Origin of the sequence: uncultured Cyclobacterium sp. (genome assembly GCF_963976465.1) — a bacterium.
Lineage (GTDB): Bacteria > Bacteroidota > Bacteroidia > Cytophagales > Cyclobacteriaceae > Cyclobacterium.
Map to the genome: position 1 here is coordinate 1 of NZ_CAXBOC010000039.1, position 17,778 is coordinate 17,778.

Here is a 17,778-nt window from a genome sequence, read left to right on the forward strand (position 1 = left end):
CCTACCAATATCACCAAGGGCACCACTAATGATCACACAATGGTTTTTAAATGAACCAGGCATATTATTTTATATTTTATTGAAAAACCATTCCTCAGTACATGTGAATAAATAAATCTGTATTCAGACCTATTTATTCATAAGTTTTTTCACTACTTTCTCAGTTTTATCCAGCGTTTCAGTAATGTCTTTTTCGGTGTGAGCAAAGGAAATGCTACCTTGTTTGATAGGCAAAGGGAAATTATAGACACCTTCATGAATGAGTTCATTTCTATAAGCTTTATCCCACTCAAAATCATGATTCAACACAATGTCATGAAAATCTACCGGAGCGTGGTCCATAAAGTAAACACAATAAGCCGATTTTATGCGTGCCACTTTAAAAGGCTTGTCATAACGATTAAAGATATCAATCAAGCCTTTTTCCAATAATTCCCCCATGTTTTCCAGATGGTCATATACCGCAAATTCCGGAGAAGACAATTTTTTCAAAGTAGCAATAGCAGCAGCATCTGTAAATGGATGAGCATTGAAGGTACCGGCGATCAATACTCTTTTTCCTTTCTCAGGGTGGTTAAAGTAATCCATGTATTTCTTCTTTCCTCCAATCACACCTATTGGGTAACCATTGGCCACGGCCTTACCAAAAGAACTTAGATCAGGGGTAATCCCACAAATGCTTTGATAACCACCTAAAGCATGGCGAAAACCTGTTTTCACTTCATCAAAAACCAACAGAAAACCTTTTTCATCTGCCATTTCACGAAGCCCCTTGAGGTAATTCTCATTTGGTTTTACAATTCCAATGTTTTGTAAAATCGGCTCAAGAATAATACAGGCTACCGGGTATTTATCAACCACATAAGTTATTGATTCCAGATCATTGAAATTGACTACGTGAATCAGGTCTTTATGGCCTTGTGGAATCCCTGCTGACAAAGAATCATAAGGATACTCTCCCGGTGAAACCCTAGCCCCTATATCATCCAGGCTACTCATTACATTTGCCGAAACATCATTGTGCCAGCCATTGTACCCTCCCTGAATAATAATAACATGGTCTTTTTCAGTAACCGCTCTTGAAATCCGTATGGCATGATAAGTAGCTTCTGAACCGGTACAGGTCACTTGAATACTCTCAACAGTAGGCACACATGCGCAAAACAAGGCCGCCAACTCCCCTTCGTGGGTAGTAGGCCCAGCACCCATCAACACCTCATGGTTATCCATGGATTTTTTAACAGCTCCATTGATATCCGGATCATTGTGGCCTAAAAATGCCGAGGCGAAGCCTGCTTGGTAATCGATGTATTCATTTCCTTCTATATCCCAAATTCTACTTCCTTTACCCTTGGTAAAAGCAATATTAGGGTCTGATTTTCGATTTAAAGAAACAACACCTCCGGGGATCCATTTCTCGTTTGTATTAAGTAATGCTTTTGATTTTGGCCAATTATTCATAATACTAAATTGAATTATATTAAGTACACCCACTAAGGATGTCAATTATATGTCAAATGTTGGGATCTTCATGTTCTCCCCTCCCCTTAATGCCGACTGATGGGCAACTATACCGGGAGCTGTATAGGCCAGTGCTTCATGAATGTTCACCAATGGCTGTCTCCCGTTAATTACTGAGTCCACAAATTCATGAGTAATAAAGGTATGTGAACCATCATGTCCACTATTGTGCCTCATTAACTTAGGCAAAGCATCCGTATCCCACCAATCTTGTTGTTGGTAATCCTCTTTCTCTGCTCGCTTAAACAAAAATCCTGCATCATCTCTTCCCAATTCTTCAGAAGCATTGATCTTCACTTCATCTAATCCATGTGGATCTCTTGCATACAAACTCATCTTATCCCCATGCCATTCACCTCTTTCAGTCCCCATCAAAGCTCCTCTCCAACATACAGACATCCTGCTCGCATTGCCTTTATTGGTTTTGAAGAGCGCAGTTTCATTCCAGAATGGATTGTTATAAGGGTTACCTTTCAAAGCTTCACTATCATCTCCCCAACCAAGACAACTCACGTCAGTAAACCGCTCTCCTGTAACAGAAATATGGTAAGCCGTACAGTGAGTAGGATACATCATTGGGGCCATACCATGTCTCCATGTAGGCTTTCCATCCTCATAAAAAAGCACCTCAAGACCAGGGTGATGATAATCCGCTTCTACCCTGAATATATTACCAAACTTCCCTTCATTATAATATTTTCGTGCTGAAATGACCACTTGATGGTAAGCACTTGTTTCAGCCATCATATAGGTCAGACCTGTTTTATTAACAGCATTCCTAAGTCTTTCACAATCTTCTAGAGTAATCGCAGCCGGCACTGCACATAACACATGCTTGCCCGCATTCAAACAAGCAAGTACATGCTCAGCATGATCAGGTACTGGAGTAGCCACGAATACCGCTTCTACTTTTGGGTCTTTAATTAATTGCTCCAGAGATTCATAACTTTTGGAACAGTTATACACTTCCATCAATTTTTCTCTCCGGTCTTTTCGTAAATCACTAACCGCCTCTACCACGCAATTGGGATGCTCATGAAAGAAAAAGCTAGCGCCAAATCTACCTCCCACAACGGCCATTCTTAATTTTCTATCACTTTTGGGTGGGCCTGCAAAGGCAAACCTAGGACTCACTACCATTGAGGCACCGAGCATTCCTGCTGTTTTCAAAAAATTTCTTCTTTGTTTTCCCGACAATGAATTTGATTTCATAGCTATATTAAATTTTTAATGATAATTCTATAAGATGGATAAATACCCCTAAAGGCAACTATATTCGTTTAATGCTCACTAAATCCGGCTTAATAGTTAGGATTTTGAATTAATACAGGCCCTTATGGGGATTTATACAATTTATTTTAACCCCAACCTTTCTCACATTGCCAAACTGTTTAGGTTAATTAACAAGTTTTATATAATTCTCAATGCCAATTTAGCCAGATACAGTGAAAGTATGCTATAATCAAGTTATGATTAAAAAAATTTTGTTTACCAAAAATATACTTTTTTGTTTACTAAAAAAATACAACCTAGTAAATCGGAGGGTTTAATAAAGCGAAAATAAGAGATCAACCCTATTTCAATGGAAATATATAATATTGATTTTCAAGTGGTTATATCAATGATCTCAATTCACTTAATAAAAATCGCTTTGGTTAAATGACATTCCGTAGATTCCATAAAAAAATACTCTTTTCTCGAAATCACTAAGTTGCTGTCCCCGCTAAATGACCCTGCAAGTTCATCTTGCTCTCAATACAAATAATCACAGGTCTAAAGAAGCCTTTTCCCCCCTTAGCAAATGCTTCTTTAGCTCTTCTTCGGCTCGACTTAATTCTTTATTTTTAAGGGCGGAAACAACCTTTCTGTGCTCTTCATCTGTATGTTCATAATCACTCATATGAACCTGAGTTTGCCCTAATTTCTGGTGAAAAAGTGGTATATTGCTCATTTGGTAAATCTGCATTAACCTCTCATTACCAGATAGTTCAATAATTTTCTCATGAAACCTCACATCTGCTTCACAGGCCCCTTCAAAATACTCACGCTTAAACATTGTCGTAAAATCATCACATATTTCCTCCAGGATGGCAATGTCTTTCTGATCTTGTTTTAGAAAAATCAATCGCAATGCGCCCAACTCGATAATTTCTCTTACCTCACGGATCTCCTTAACATCTTCAGGCGTGAGACTTTTAACAAAAAAACCTCCCTTCTCACCGAAAACCACCAGGTTTTCACCAAGCAAACGATTCAATGCTTCTCTAACAGCCATCCTATTTACATTTAGATGAGTCGCCCAATAATCTTCCTTCAAGCGGATGCCTGAAACCAGATGATTGGACAATATCTTCCTTCTTAATTCTGAATAAACCTTAAAGGAAAGCGAATCATTTTTCATCTCAGAGTTTTTTTGTTTATAAAATGATCTAAAAATAACACAAATGGGATCATTAAAACAGGAATTTTATCACAAATCCTTCATTTTGTAAACAAAACAAGAAAACTTACGCCAGAAAGTCAGCTATTCTGTCTAAGAAATGTGTTGGCCCCACTAAAAATTTAACAGAAGCGTTTTGTTAAATATTGTTGAAGAATTAGTGTTTAGCCTTTGCCAATTCACCTCTGCTTTTAAGTCCTTTAGAATACATCCCAATTTCCTTTCCATTCCTTAAGACAGTTTCAAGTTTTAACCTCTTAAGGTCAGCAAGCCTATTTTTACTACTGGAAAGATTTATAAACTTTCCTACATCAACAACATCACGGTAAATCAACAAAAGCCTCACTATTGAAGTGAATTTATCCATGTTTGTAATATTAAGCTCCTTTTCTCTGATCTCCTGAAAACCAATGCATAGAAAGCAAACACATAACCCTCCATCATCTCCTTTAGCTTTCCTGCTTGCGTGGATGTAATCTTCTTGTAAAATGCTCTATAATTTTTAGGAAATGAGTCTATTTGGTCCAGTATTCATTATCCTTAACTTACGTAACCTTTTCCATTTTTTTGGCTTGATTCACCTGTATCAGAAAATGGATAAGCTGATGCTAGTCAGCATTATTAAAAAATAAACCACCATTTGTGGTGATAAGCATAATCACAAAGCCAACTACTTTTGCTAAACAGACCCAATAAATTGAAACAAGAATATTCCAATAAAAACCTTAACAATTATCATTATGAAAATTTACCTATGCTTTATATCTCTTTTTTTACTATTCGCTTGCATTCCTGAACAGCCAATCTCTCAAGATATTCAAACTATTACAGCAGAAATTGACGGCATTGCTTTTGAGGCCACAAAAGACCTAACTAATCCAAAGGATTTTGAAGAGATTGTGACCACTCTTGTTAATTTCTCAAACGGAATAGGATTTGTTCTAGCCTTTTCTGGAGCAGATTTCAGCATTGAAGGTATAGCCGTTGCAGACGTCAGATTGATATTGATGGGCCCTGAAATAACAGAGTTAAAACCGGGAACAGTTATTAATTCAAGAGGAACTGACTCGGAGCCACCCTATACTTCTTTAATGGCGGCAGGCCTTACGACCAAGAAACTGCTTAATGAAGAAAATGCCTACATAGCAGAAACTGATGACCTTGGTGAAATTGAGGTAACCATAACAGCATTTGATGCCACATCCAAACGAATATCTGTAACTTTTCAATTTACGGCAATTGATCCAGATAAAGACGTAAAGGTTAACATAACCAATGGGAAATTCAAAAATATAAGCTGGTAGGAATTCAATTTTAAAAACCAAAAGGTTATAAAAGCATGAAGACCGAATCATTTACATAAGAATTTCCGACATTCATTTTTTTAAAAATACACCAAATTCTATTAGAGTTGTTCTTAGCTTATTCTCAAAAATAAAACCTTTAGGAATTAACTGCCCACGTTCACGAACAAGATTTTAAATCTTTTATAACAGTTTCTTTATTGTCTTCCATAAATAGTAGTCAACCTCTAAAAGGCTATATCATATGGAAACCATCCAAACTAATGAACAGGAATTAATCAAAGCAAAAATTAATGCGCTTAAGGTCGCTGGAGAATTGATACCTGGCATTAAAATAATCCAGCGTACTCTACCCGTTGAAAATTTATTTATTTGTAAGCTTGGCTTAAAAAAATTCGGCCTAACAGAAAAGTTTTTTAGCCACCTCCCTAACTATGAATACAGGAGAATCATTTTCGATCCAAAGGATCCCAACACATGCCTTCTTGAAAGGACAAGTGCAATTGGTAGCGATCTTTCTACTAAAGAACTTTATTTGAGATATAACCAGCATCAAGAGAATCAAGAAGTAGAGCTCATTACTGTACACCATTTCCTTCCTGACAGCAATGGAAAAACCCAATATTCCTTTACACAAATCCTACCGCTAGGTCTTCAGTCTTGGGCAATTTCCAAAATTAAAAGAATTGCTCAGGAGGTGACTTTCCGTAAAAAGAACCAAAAGAAGTTTGCGCAATTAACAGAGAGAAACAAAGAGGTTCTTTCACATATTTGCCGTTGCTTAAAAGCTAAAGAGATTGCGGAAAAGCTATGTATTGGAGCAAATACAGTAAATTCTCATAAAAAACGCATCAAAGAAATTTTAGAAACCAATGAAACTTCCGACTTGATACTATATGGTTTCGCTTTTGACCTTATTTGATGCAATCCGAAGAATCTCATAAACTAAACTGTGGAGGAATATTTACTAGCTTCTTTTAACAAATGCCCACGAACTCAATAAGTTCAAACTGAAATTAGTCAGTGGCTTATAAAATCCCAGAGCCCCATTCTAATAAAAACTTAAGTCTTAATCATTTATAAATTTGATGGTATGATTGTTCAGCCAAAAAGACACTGAATTATTTTCTAATTATTCAAAGAAACTTGCTAAATTCATATCACTTTGTATCAATTTTTTCGTTTTTCATCATCATTTACACGTGATAATGTAGCCTCCCCTTTCAAGGATTCTATAAAATGACATACAAACTGGAAGACAATTAGTTGTTGAATAAAAATTTTATTCTTCAATTTAGAACTTTTACCCCTTAATTTCGATTAACAACCTATGGCAAATTCTTTTTAGCCAAAGGAAATTATTAACTTCTGAAATTTGAAAACATTATTTTTATTTTTAATACTTGCCTTGGTTGCATCTCTTCCTTCTTTCGGTCAATTGGTGGTGAAAGGCAAGATCACCGATGCTGAAACAGGAGATCCTATACCCTTTGCATCTGTTCTCTTACAAGGTACTAGCACCGGTATTTCTACTGATTTTGAAGGTAATTATTTACTAGAAAGCAACAATAGGGCAGACAGCCTGGAAGTCACCTACATAGGCTATAATTCGCAAACAAAGGTCATTGGCCCCGGGAAGGAACACACCATCAATTTTCAACTCCGCCCATCGGACTATGAAATGGAAGCCTTTATGTTTGAAGCAGGTGAAAACCCGGCTTTTGAAATCATTAGAAAGGCCGTGGCCAAAAGAAAAGATTTCGATAAAAGAAAACTAGGTGCCTACCAAACAAAAAACTATACCAAAATAGAAATCGATATAGATCATGTTTCTGAAGCTTTTACGAAAAGAAAAGCTGTCAAAAAAGTAACCGCCGTTTTGGATTCCATAAAGCAACTCACCAATGATGAAGGTGAGAAAATTTTGCCAGTCTTTTTCTCTGAAACCCTTTCTTCTTTTTACTTTAGAAACAACCCTGAATTAAAGAAGGAAGTGGTTGAAAAATCAAAAGTTACAGGTGTTGGGATTACCGATGGTGCCACCGTCTCCCAAATCACAGGATCCGCTTTTCAGGAGTATAATTTTTATAGAAATTGGTTAAACATTTTGGAAAAAGAATTTGTGTCCCCCATTGCTGATGGATGGAAAGGATTCTATGATTATGACCTTCTTGATTCCACTAAAATTGGTCAAGACTCTGTTTATGTTTTACAAGTCTATCCACTAAGAACTCAAGATTTGGCTTTTACGGGTACCATTTGGATCAATAAAAACACGTACGCCTTAAAGCAAGTTGACCTAACAATTCCTAAAGCGGCCAATCTCAATTTTATAGAAAGGATTAAAATTCAACAAGAACTTACACCTACAGATCCCGGGGCGCTTATCCCATCAAAAACCAGGGTTCAAGTTAAAATTGGACAGATAACCCCTAAAACCGCCGGACTGTTGGCCAAGTTTTACACTTCTGTTGATAGTATTCAAACAGGCAATCCCAAGCCTACCTCTTTTTTTAATCAGGCAGTAGTGCTTCAACCTGACTTTGACGCTGAAGGGGAAGATTTTTGGAATAAAAACCGCCGGGATCCGCTCAGTGAAGAAGAATTGGCTGTATTACAAATGGTAGATACTTTGAAAAAAATCCCTGTCATCCGATTTTATTCTGAAAGCTTGAAATTTCTGGCAAGTGGTTATTTACCTATAGGTAAATTGGATGTAGGACCTTGGCCCGGTTTTTTTAATTACAATAATGTTGAAGGGATACGCATAGGCGCAGGTCTTCGAACAAATTTAAAGTTTAGCGATAAATGGAAAATTGAAGGTTATGCTGCTTATGGTTTTTTGGACAGGCGGCTAAAATACTCGGGAGCAATTACAAAGATTTTGGATAGAGAAAGGTGGACAACTGTAAAAATCTCTACTCAGAAGGAAATAGATCAGGTGGGCTTGGAAATGGAGAGCCTTGAAGGCAATAGCATTTTCTTGGCTGCAAGCCGTTTTGGAACCTTTAGGAAACCTTTTATTTCCACCAATTACAGGATGGACTTAAAGCGAGAATTGTTTAAAGGGTTTACCCTTATGGGCAGCATTAAATCAAATCATTTTGATCCATTGTTTGATTTTTATTATTTAGACGAAGGTGCTTCGGAACTCAAATCAACATTTAAAACAACTGAAGGTAAAATAGGACTTCGTTATGGACGGGATGAAACTTTTATTATTAATGACAATGACAGAATATCCTTAGGCACCGCAAAATGGCCTATTTTTGCCATCAATTACAGCAAAGGTTTTCAATGGCTCAGGGGAGAATACAACTATTCTAAGCTGAAAGTATCCATTTCTCAAAAGCTAAACATGGGTATGTTGGGGATTTCAAGGTACGAGGCGGCAGCAGGGAAAGTTTATGGAAATGTGCCCTACCCAATATTGGAAAACCACCTGGGCAATGAAACACTTTTCTATACGTCGGCAGCATTCAATACCATGAACTTCAATGAATTTACATCGGATCAATACTTCAGCTTTCGATACCGACACTTTTTTGAAGGTTTTTTACTGAATAAAATTCCTTTAATTAGAAAGTTAAAATGGCGGGCAGTCGCTAATGCAAATCTCTTGTTTGGATCGGTAAGTGAAGCCAACCTATCTCGTGTGCCCGTAATGGATCCGGAAGGATTCCCTTTACAAACTTTTGGAAGCCTGGACCCTGAGACGCCCTTCTTGGAATTAGGTTATGGTGTAGAGAATATTTTTAAATTCTTTAGGGTGGATTTCTTCCACAGGATGTCCTATCTGGATAAACCTTCAGTCAAACCCTTTGCGGTTAAAGTAAGTGCACAAATAATCTTTTAAACCATATGGGAGTCCGTCCCTTGATTAAATGGAATAGAACTTGATACAAACCCTTTAGGTATTATCAATTTTGTATGCTGATTAAACAAGCACTATTAAGATGGACATGGAAAAGCTGCTTCTTCAACAAAGAGAATTTTTTGACACAGACCAAACCAAAAATATAGATTTTAGAATTAGCCAGTTAAAAAAGATTAAGGCCATCTTAAAAGAAAATGAGGACTTACTTTATGAGGCTATTTATAAAGATTTCAAGAAATCTGAATTTGAAACCTATACTACGGAATTATCCCTCCTATACCACGAAATCGATAACTTCATTAAAAACACAAAAAAATGGAGTAAACGAAAAAAGGTAGCTGCCGGCATGGTTAACTTCCCTGCGAAAAGTTATATCCTTGCGGAACCTCTAGGAGTAACATTGGTTATTGGAGCTTGGAATTATCCGTATCAGCTATCCCTATTGCCGGCTATCACCTCTATTGCTGCGGGTAATACTGTAATTCTTAAGCCTAGCGAATTACCTGTCAACACCTCTAAGGTGATGGCTAAATTAATCAATGATAATTTTCCGGAAAATTACTTTCATGTTGTTGAGGGTGGTGTACAAGAGACTAAGCTCTTGCTAGAACATCGCTATGATAAAATATTCTTCACCGGAAGCATTCCTGTTGGAAAAATAATTTACCAAGCTGCAGCCAAACATCTGACCCCTGTCACTTTAGAACTTGGAGGAAAAAGTCCAACTTTTGTACTCGCAGATGCTGACCTTAAAATGACTGCCAAGCGGATCGTTTGGTCCAAATTCTTAAACGCAGGCCAAACCTGCATCAGTCCCGATTATGTATTGGTAGACAAGTCCATCGAACAAGCATTTCTAGATGCCTTAAAGATGGAAATTGAAGCATCCTTTGAGAACAAGCATAAGATTGATGAAAATTATCTGCAAATAATTAATACCAAAAATTTTGACCGTCTCAGCAAACTAGTTGAAAGCGGACAGGTTTATTTTGGAGGAAATTTAGACAGAGAGGAGAGGTTTATCAGCCCTACCATCCTCCATAATGTTACTTTTTCTGACGAAGTAATGAAAGATGAGATTTTTGGGCCAATTTTACCCGTCATCTCCTTTGACAAACTGGAAAAAGCCATTTCGGAAGTAAAATCAAGACCAAAACCTTTGTCCTGCTATATTTACTCCAAGAATAGAAAAATAATCCGAAATTTACTGAAAACACTATCCTTCGGAGGTGGTGCTATAAATGATAGCGTGATGCATTTAACCAATAGCAAGCTCCCCTTTGGAGGTGTTGGATTTAGTGGGATTGGCAGTTACCACGGGAAGGCCGGATTTGACTCATTTACCCATTATAAAAGCATTTTAGACAAACCTTTTTGGTTTGAACCAAACATTAAATATGCGCCCTATTCAAAATGTAAGAAAGCAATTATACAGTGGATGATGGAGTAAAGCCTCTAATCAAATGATATTCAAGGCCTGTTCTTTAATTTTCTCCAGCTCATCTTTCATATTGATCACGTGATGCTGTATTGAAGAATCGTTTGCCTTGGAACCGATTGTATTGATTTCTCTCCCCATCTCCTGACTGACAAAGCCCATTTTTTTTCCCTCAGACTTTTGAGATTTCAATACTTCAGCGAAAAGATTCAAATGCGCTTCTAACCTTACGATCTCTTCAGTAATGTCTAATTTCTCAAAATAATAAATGAGTTCTTGTTCAAATCGATTTTCATCAAAATCTTGTTCTTTAACCCACTCAGAAAAGTTATTTCTAATCTTCTCTATCAATCGGTTTTTCCGAACAGGCACCAAGGTTTTAATGCTATTTAAATTATCGGTGATAATGGAAAGACTATCCTGAAATTTTTCCATCAAAACAGCCCCTTCATTGACTCTAAACTGATCACAATCTTTCAGGGCATCGTTGAGTACCGGCAAAATAACCTTCCAACCCTCATTATAATCTGCCTTCTCAACATTCACTGTACTGACTCCCGGAGACTGTAAGGAAAGCTTAAAAATATCATCAGTAGACCCATTCACCATTGCGGCCATTTCTGAGTATTTCTGATGGTACTTTTGAAAAAGTTCTTCCTGTATTACTATGGGAAGGTCATCTTCTTTTTTAGAGTTGAATTCAATGGACACATTGACTTTACCTCTTTCAAGGATTCCTGAAACAGCACTTTTTACTTCCGCTTCTTTTTCTGAAAACTGCTTAGAAGCCCTAAAATTAAGGTCTAAAAACTTGGAATTAAGGGTTTTAACCTCTACTTGAATCGTATAATTGTCGTCCTCATATACCGCCAGGCCAAAGCCTGTCATGGATTTTATCATTTTAAAAGATTTTGTATCTAAAAATTATAACCCAAAGTTACATAAAATCTCGTTTTTTCCACCGTATAATTTCGTATGGGTCGGGCAGCATCAAACTTAACGTAATAATTTAAAAGAACAGTTCTTACACCCGCACCATAACTTTGGAGCCATGGATTATTGAAATTGTTTAATGTAATTACAAAAGGGGAACCTTCTGTATTGATCACTTCAGTGTTCTGATCATTGACACGCTCCCAAGGTGCCGAGTTTGACCAAGAAGAGCCTGCGTCATAAAAACCTACCAATTGGAAATTCCGGATAAAATTTGAAGTGATATTTCCTCTAGACAAATAAGAAAACAATGGGATTCTTAATTCAGAACTAAAGGTAATGACATTATTCCCCCGGATTTCATCATAATCAAAACCCCGTAAATCCACAAATTCAGTAAAAAGAAGGTTAGAGTTTTCCACCCCATCTTCATTTCTGATCGGTGAAACTTCCGGTCGATTGGTCGGTGGCTGATAGAATTTATTAAACAACCAATTTTGCATTCCTCCAACCAAGTATTGTTGAGGGTTTTGACCAAAGTAACTTCCTGCATACAGTCTAGTGGCCAAGGTAATGTTTTTATGAATTTTTTGGTAATTTCTTAAATCAAGGTAAACATTGCTAAAAGACCTATCACTGTGATTCAACCCTTGATAATGCAACATGCCTATTTTACCCTTGAAACCTTGTTCCATATGCAAGCCCAACTGTCTGGTTTTATCCACCACCACTTCCGCACTTCCTCCGGCATAATTTACATCCAATCGATTTTGAGGACCATCACCTCCTCTAATGATTGAGTCAGGATTTAAATTAAAATACTGGGTTTTGGCAATAAATGGTGAGAGACTTACCCTGGCACTTGTGGATAAGGGATAAGAAACACCTACTTCAGTTTTGCTAAGCACGTATTTCTGAAAAGTAAGGTCTCCTTCACTCCTCATGATTGATCTTCGATCAAACCTGCCGCTTATGTCCAATTTGTATTTCCTGTATTCATATTCGAAATATAGATCACTTCCCGAACGAAAATCAAGTGCTGTTAGTATTCCTCCTTTGATGGCATGGTTGTCTAACAAATCGGTCATTTGCCCACTTAGCTTTAAGCCAAAGCCCCGCAAGGGGTCAATCACAAATGAAGTGTTCAAGCTACTTGTAATGAATTGTGGCACATAATCTCTGGGACCTTGTACCCGCTTCACCATGTTTTGCTGCCTGAAAGCATCTAAAATATCGCTTCTACGGTCTGCAAGGCCTGAAGGATCTTCTACAGGCTTGGCAGACTGCTGCCCATAAAGGTTAGGAATGGTATCAAAAGTATAATTATCCGTATCCAGCCCCCCTTCAGTTTCAAACCTTAACCGGTCTACGTTTATGGCCGTGGTTTTTTGATCGGCTTGACTGGGAACACTGTCCGTTACTGTCGAAATACTTTCCGGTAAATTCGTTTCTTCCAGCACCTGAGAATCTTCGCCCGACAACAAGCCTTCAAGATCTACTCCGGCAACACTGGTATCAGCAGGGGTCAACAATACGTCCTGACCTGAGGCATCGGAAGTGGGTTCTTCAGCATCTTCCTTCTCTTCTTCTTGTCTTTGTATTCTTCGGTCAGAAATTCTTTTGTTAACTGCCTTGGCCTGTTCCAATTGAACCCGTGGTGTACTTGGAGTAAATTGGTCCATATTGGGAAAAGTTTCCAAGACGAGCTTGCTGCGACTCCCATCCTTTATCGAATATGCCCACTTGTTGTTTTCCACATCATAATCAAAAGATTCCAAACTATTGTTAAAGGCAGATACCTGACTTGAAACATTACTCCCCAAACCCAAGCGCATCAAATTGGTAATCCCACTCTGCTCACTTAAATATAGGATAGTTGCATTATTCAGCTTTTCCGGATAAAGATTAACATGGTTCAAATTCGTCAATCTCGTTTCTGAAATTGAATCTCCTAAACTAAGTTGAAACAGGTTGTAATAATCAGGAAAGTTGTGCACATCAATAACTCCTGTTAACAGGCTATCCGCTAAGTCAACTTTATTGGAAGCATATATTATTGTAGAATCATTGAGGTAAACAGGCGTTCTATTGTCAAACACATCATTTGTAATTCTTCTCCCCTGCCCTTTCATATTTAGCGTATACACATCTGTATTGCCATTATTAATGGCTGACAGCACCATGGTACGTCCATCAGGTGAAAAGTCAAGGTCTAAAATCTGCGTAATATTTCTTAAAAATATTTTATCTTGACTACTACCGTCTATAGCTCTCATTCTTAGGGTAGTCACCCCCCTTTTGAATGTCCCTATTACCAAGTTTAGGGTATCTCTCCAGGCAATGGCCGGGGTAGTATAATCCGCTTCTTGCTCAAAAGAGGAATAGCCACCTTTATAAATCACATTTTCTCTACCGGTAGCTACCTCTCTAATTTTGACTTTATATTTCCCCTCCACGTTCTCTACATATGCGAGGTTTTTACCATCAGGGCTAAAACTTATGCCTGTAATTTCTCCAAAACGATTTTTTGGCGTCACGTTAATCACGTTTTGCTCGTTGATATCCTTAAAGGTTTCAAAAACTCCGGAATTTATATCCCTATAAAATTTGGCCCACTCTGTAGAAAAGTCTTTGAATTTCCTGCCAAGGGTATTGGCTATACTTGTCGCCTCATTTCTATTGATCCTGCTAAGATTCAAAATACTTGAAATATACCTTCTCCCATATTTCTCCACTACATAATTCCAAATAGATTGCCCCACCAAGCCGGCCTCCTCATTTTGAAGTTTAAAGAGTTTAGGGTTGTCGTTTTCTCTTAAATAATGGCGGACAAAATCATCCATCTCTCTGCTCCAACCATAGGCCAGGTATTTCGCTGCACCATCGATAAACCAATCCGGAAAATTATTAACTAGGTTAGATTGGAAGGCATCTGAAATGCTAGAGCCGTATAGCATCTCCTCTATGATAATTTTTGACGTTTTGTATATCAATTCCTTCTTAAATTCTTCCCATGAACCTACATATGCAGCTTCTGTAAGGAGTTTACTGAAGAAAGTTTGTCCATCAACAGTAAAATTATTTGTGTTGAGGTTCAAATTACTTTCTAACAACTCCTGGTTGGAGTTGTAAATAAAAATCTTCGGTTTGGTATAGGCCACATACCCTATGGATTGAGTTAAATCATCAAATTCACTCTCTAAAAAATCTATGGCCCTGCGTGCATTTCTTTGGCCACCATCATAATAATACACCTCGAAATTATTGGATGCGAAAAAGTACCATTCCTTGTTTTTATGCTGAACTCTATTTTTTCCAAACTTCTCCTTATTAAACTGCGCCAATAGTTCACCGCTATTGAAGCTGGAGGCAAGGATACATATTAGTAGTAAATATTTAAGTCTCATTTAGGTGCCTTAGAATTTTTAGCCAATGTTTTAAATATACTTAAAAAATCTATTTATGTTCACTTCTTTCTCAGGTTCCTCTCCACAAATTAAAAGATTCACCATCTGATTACTTAAATAAGGCACTAAAGAAACACCTTTAGCACCAAATCCACCGAATATATAAACGCTTTCTTCGCTCGGATGTTTTCCAAGCACCGGTTTTCTATCTCTAATGCCCGGTCTGATCCCCACTTGATGGTCAATAATTTCAATTACTTCTTTGGATATTAACTGCTCCAATTTATCAAGAATTTCTTTTTTCCCCTTTTCAGTTGGACTTAAATTAACCTCTGAATTAATGTAAGTAGAGCCCACTTTGCCAACCCCTTTGCCTAAGTCAATTCTAAACACCCCCCTATTAACAATCTCAGAAGATGTAAAATCCTGTTTAACAGTCAGAATCTCACCTTTTACAGGTATAAATGGTATCCAGTTAAAAAAAGAACTCTCTCTTGCTTGTATTCCATTGGCAAAGACAATTTTATTCGCCTTAATTCCTTTGTATTCCCAATGACCATCATGGGTAAGTCTCAAATCTTTTTCTTCCAGAGAGCAGTTGGTAAGCATGCCTTTACCTTTTAGCCAAGCTCCAAAGCTATGCACCAGTTTACGGGTATCAATATAGCCTGTAGACTTTAGCAATAAACCTCCAAACGGATCATTTACCCCTTGATGGCGAGAACTCGAATAAACCTTATCAATAAAGGCGTCATACTGTGGATCAGCACTCTTAGCCAGCCATTCATTCTGCTCTTCAAATGAAATAAATGGCCGATAAACACCTATTGGATGTACAAATTTTTGTCCAAGTAAAGCTTCTATTTGATGGTAAAACGGTTCTATCTCCTTAAATAGTGCATCTGCCTTCCAGGTTTTCACCAAATTTCTTCCGGTAACCGGATTATAAAGTCCAGCTGCAATTTTTGAACTACTGTTTGGATCAGCATCATCTATTAAATGTACTTTTAGTCCTTTTTGAATAAGTCTATGGGACAAAACCGTACCCGCCAATCCCTGACCAATAAGTAAAAAATCCACTTCCATGCCTAAAATTAAATCATTCTTTGTTATTTTGATGCAGGAATTCAAATCATTTTAAAATGCTGCAAATTAAATCCTTTACCTTCAACCCTTTTTCCGAAAATACTTACATCCTATATGACGACACCAAAGAAGCACTGATCATCGACCCCGGTTGCTATGAAAAACGTGAAAAAGGAATATTGTATGATTTCATTGCCAAAGAGCAGTTAAATCCGGTAAAAATCATCAATACCCATTGTCACATTGATCATGTTTTGGGCAACGCCTTTATCAAAAAAACGTACAATACCCCTTTGTGGTTTCATGAAAAAGAAGAAGCCATTTTATTGGCAGTAGGTACTTATGCCCCCAATTACGGGTTCGCACAATACCAAGCTAGTACGGTTGATCATTTTCTTCAAGAAGGTGAAATAGTAAATTTCGGCAACACCGAATTAATACCAATTTGGGTACCCGGACATTCACCCGGACACTTGGTTTTGTACCATGAAGCTTCAAAAAATTGCATTGCCGGCGACACCTTGTTTCAAGGAAGTATCGGCAGAACAGATTTACCGGGAGGGGACCATGACACCCTTATCCATTCAATAAAAGACAAACTTTTCTCTTTACCTGATGAGGTAGTCATCTATCCCGGCCATGGCCCAAACACTACCATAGGTTTTGAAAAGTTAAACAATCCTTTTGTAGGAAAAAACGCAAGAAATTGACCATAAAAAAACACATACCGAATGCCCTTACCAGCTTGAATTTACTTTCCGGAATGATTGGAATTCATTATGTGATGGTCAATGGCCCTTTTTACGGTTTTTATTTTATCATTGCAGCAGCCATCTTAGATTTTTTCGATGGCTTCGCTGCTAGGATGCTTAAAGTGCAAAGCCCAATTGGTAAAGAGCTTGATAGCTTGGCAGATCTGGTCACCTTTGGAGTTTTACCTTCCTTTATTTTATTTTTGCTTTTGGAAGCTGTAAGTCCTTACGAATGGCTGCCCTATGTCGCTTTTCTAATTGGCATACAGTCTGCCCTAAGGTTGGCAAAATTCAATATTGACGACAGGCAGGCAGACAGCTTTATTGGGGTTCCTACCCCGGCCAATGCTTTGTTTTTCTCAACCTTACCCCTATTAGGGACTTCCGTGATTTGGATAGAAAATGGACTGGAAAACCCATGGGTACTAACCGGTTTGACCCTCACCTTTTCATTTTTGCTTACTGCGGAGCTTCCATTACTGGCACTTAAATTCAAACACTTTAAATGGAAAGGCAACCAATGGCGCTACCTAGTACTAATCATTTCGGGGATAAGTGTTTTGCTATTTGGATTGGCAGGAATTCCAATCGCTGTGCTTTCCTATATTTGTCTGTCATTGGTCAATAATTTGGTGGGCGGTCATGAAGAAAAGAATTAGATATGTATTCCTTTTTTTGGCCGGAATAATAGCCGGTTTTCCCCCTGTCCAAGCACAGAAAATGTATAAATTTCCTGTTTTTGAAGAGGGAGTCTACCATTTAAGTCAAGAGCAAGCCACAAACTGGAACTTGGGAAGCATCGATGAAATTCAGATTTTAGGACATCCCGGAATGCTCGACCAGAAAATTGACAGCAGTATATTTTCATATAAAGAAGTTCCTCAAAAAATTATTGACCATAAACTGTATTTCTTTTTGGAAGGGGCAGATCAGATCTTGACTGAGAACGGTTCAGCTCAACTAAACAGCCACCCATATACAGATACACTTTATTACCTACTTCAAACAGGAAGGCCAAGT

The 17,778-nt window shown here is 37.7% G+C and carries 13 protein-coding genes and 1 pseudogene; 7 read left to right on the plus strand and 7 right to left on the minus strand.

Annotation, left to right across the window (positions count from 1 at the left end):
* Positions 1 to 129 precede the first annotated feature (129 nt).
* The 4 genes from AAC037_RS03795 to AAC037_RS03810 form a co-directional block, all read right to left on the minus strand.
* A complete protein-coding gene (locus AAC037_RS03795) occupies positions 130 to 1,461 on the minus strand; it encodes an aminotransferase class III-fold pyridoxal phosphate-dependent enzyme (protein WP_339901735.1) in 1,332 nt (443 codons plus the stop codon).
* A 45-nt stretch (positions 1,462 to 1,506) separates the two neighbouring features.
* Positions 1,507 to 2,733, minus strand: coding sequence for a Gfo/Idh/MocA family oxidoreductase (locus tag AAC037_RS03800; protein WP_339901736.1), 1,227 nt, complete (start codon positions 2,731 to 2,733; stop codon positions 1,507 to 1,509).
* Between the two features lie 553 nt (positions 2,734 to 3,286).
* Entirely contained in the window at positions 3,287 to 3,922 is a 636-nt protein-coding gene (locus tag AAC037_RS03805) for a GntR family transcriptional regulator (protein WP_339901737.1), read from the minus strand.
* Positions 3,923 to 4,118: 196 nt separating this feature from the next.
* Entirely contained in the window at positions 4,119 to 4,328 is a 210-nt protein-coding gene (locus tag AAC037_RS03810; protein WP_339901738.1) for a hypothetical protein, read from the minus strand.
* Between the two features lie 373 nt (positions 4,329 to 4,701).
* Between AAC037_RS03810 and AAC037_RS03815 the strand changes: the two genes are divergently transcribed.
* The 4 genes from AAC037_RS03815 (at position 4,702) to AAC037_RS03830 (ending at position 10,592) form a co-directional block, all read left to right on the plus strand.
* Complete coding sequence (locus AAC037_RS03815; RefSeq protein WP_339901739.1) at positions 4,702 to 5,265, plus strand: hypothetical protein; 564 nt, start codon at positions 4,702 to 4,704, stop codon at positions 5,263 to 5,265.
* Positions 5,266 to 5,509: 244 nt separating this feature from the next.
* Complete coding sequence (locus AAC037_RS03820) at positions 5,510 to 6,187, plus strand: helix-turn-helix transcriptional regulator (RefSeq protein WP_339901740.1); 678 nt, start codon at positions 5,510 to 5,512, stop codon at positions 6,185 to 6,187.
* Positions 6,188 to 6,640: 453 nt separating this feature from the next.
* Positions 6,641 to 9,121 (plus strand): DUF5686 family protein, encoded by a 2,481-nt coding sequence (locus AAC037_RS03825; RefSeq protein ID WP_339901741.1) that lies wholly within the window; start codon positions 6,641 to 6,643, stop codon positions 9,119 to 9,121.
* Between the two features lie 100 nt (positions 9,122 to 9,221).
* Entirely contained in the window at positions 9,222 to 10,592 is a 1,371-nt protein-coding gene (locus AAC037_RS03830) for an aldehyde dehydrogenase (protein WP_339901742.1), read from the plus strand.
* 9 nt (positions 10,593 to 10,601) lie between these two features.
* Here the strand turns inward: AAC037_RS03830 and AAC037_RS03835 are convergent, their stop codons facing one another.
* Genes AAC037_RS03835 through AAC037_RS03845 form a run of 3 tightly spaced genes read right to left on the minus strand, consistent with a single transcriptional unit; the run spans position 10,602 to position 16,006 of the window.
* Positions 10,602 to 11,480 (minus strand): YicC/YloC family endoribonuclease, encoded by an 879-nt coding sequence (locus AAC037_RS03835; protein WP_339901743.1) that lies wholly within the window; start codon positions 11,478 to 11,480, stop codon positions 10,602 to 10,604.
* Positions 11,481 to 11,497: 17 nt separating this feature from the next.
* The gene (locus AAC037_RS03840) at positions 11,498 to 14,920 is read right to left on the minus strand and encodes a biopolymer transporter Tol (RefSeq protein WP_339901744.1); all 3,423 of its coding nucleotides are present in this window, start codon (positions 14,918 to 14,920) and stop codon (positions 11,498 to 11,500) included.
* A 30-nt stretch (positions 14,921 to 14,950) separates the two neighbouring features.
* A complete protein-coding gene (locus AAC037_RS03845) occupies positions 14,951 to 16,006 on the minus strand; it encodes an FAD-dependent oxidoreductase (protein ID WP_339901745.1) in 1,056 nt (351 codons plus the stop codon).
* A gap of 56 nt (positions 16,007 to 16,062) precedes the next feature.
* Between AAC037_RS03845 and AAC037_RS03850 the strand changes: the two genes are divergently transcribed.
* The 3 genes and pseudogenes from AAC037_RS03850 to AAC037_RS03860 form a co-directional block, all read left to right on the plus strand.
* Entirely contained in the window at positions 16,063 to 16,716 is a 654-nt protein-coding gene (locus AAC037_RS03850; RefSeq protein ID WP_339901746.1) for an MBL fold metallo-hydrolase, read from the plus strand.
* Positions 16,713 to 17,417 carry a CDP-diacylglycerol--serine O-phosphatidyltransferase gene (gene pssA / locus AAC037_RS03855; RefSeq protein ID WP_339901747.1) on the plus strand — a complete coding sequence of 235 codons (705 nt, stop codon included), beginning with the start codon at positions 16,713 to 16,715 and terminating at the stop codon, positions 17,415 to 17,417. The genes AAC037_RS03850 and pssA overlap by 4 nt, the downstream gene beginning before the upstream one ends.
* A pseudogene (locus AAC037_RS03860) lies at positions 17,401 to 17,778 on the plus strand (hypothetical protein); the annotation flags it as partial. The gene pssA and the pseudogene AAC037_RS03860, both read left to right, overlap by 17 nt.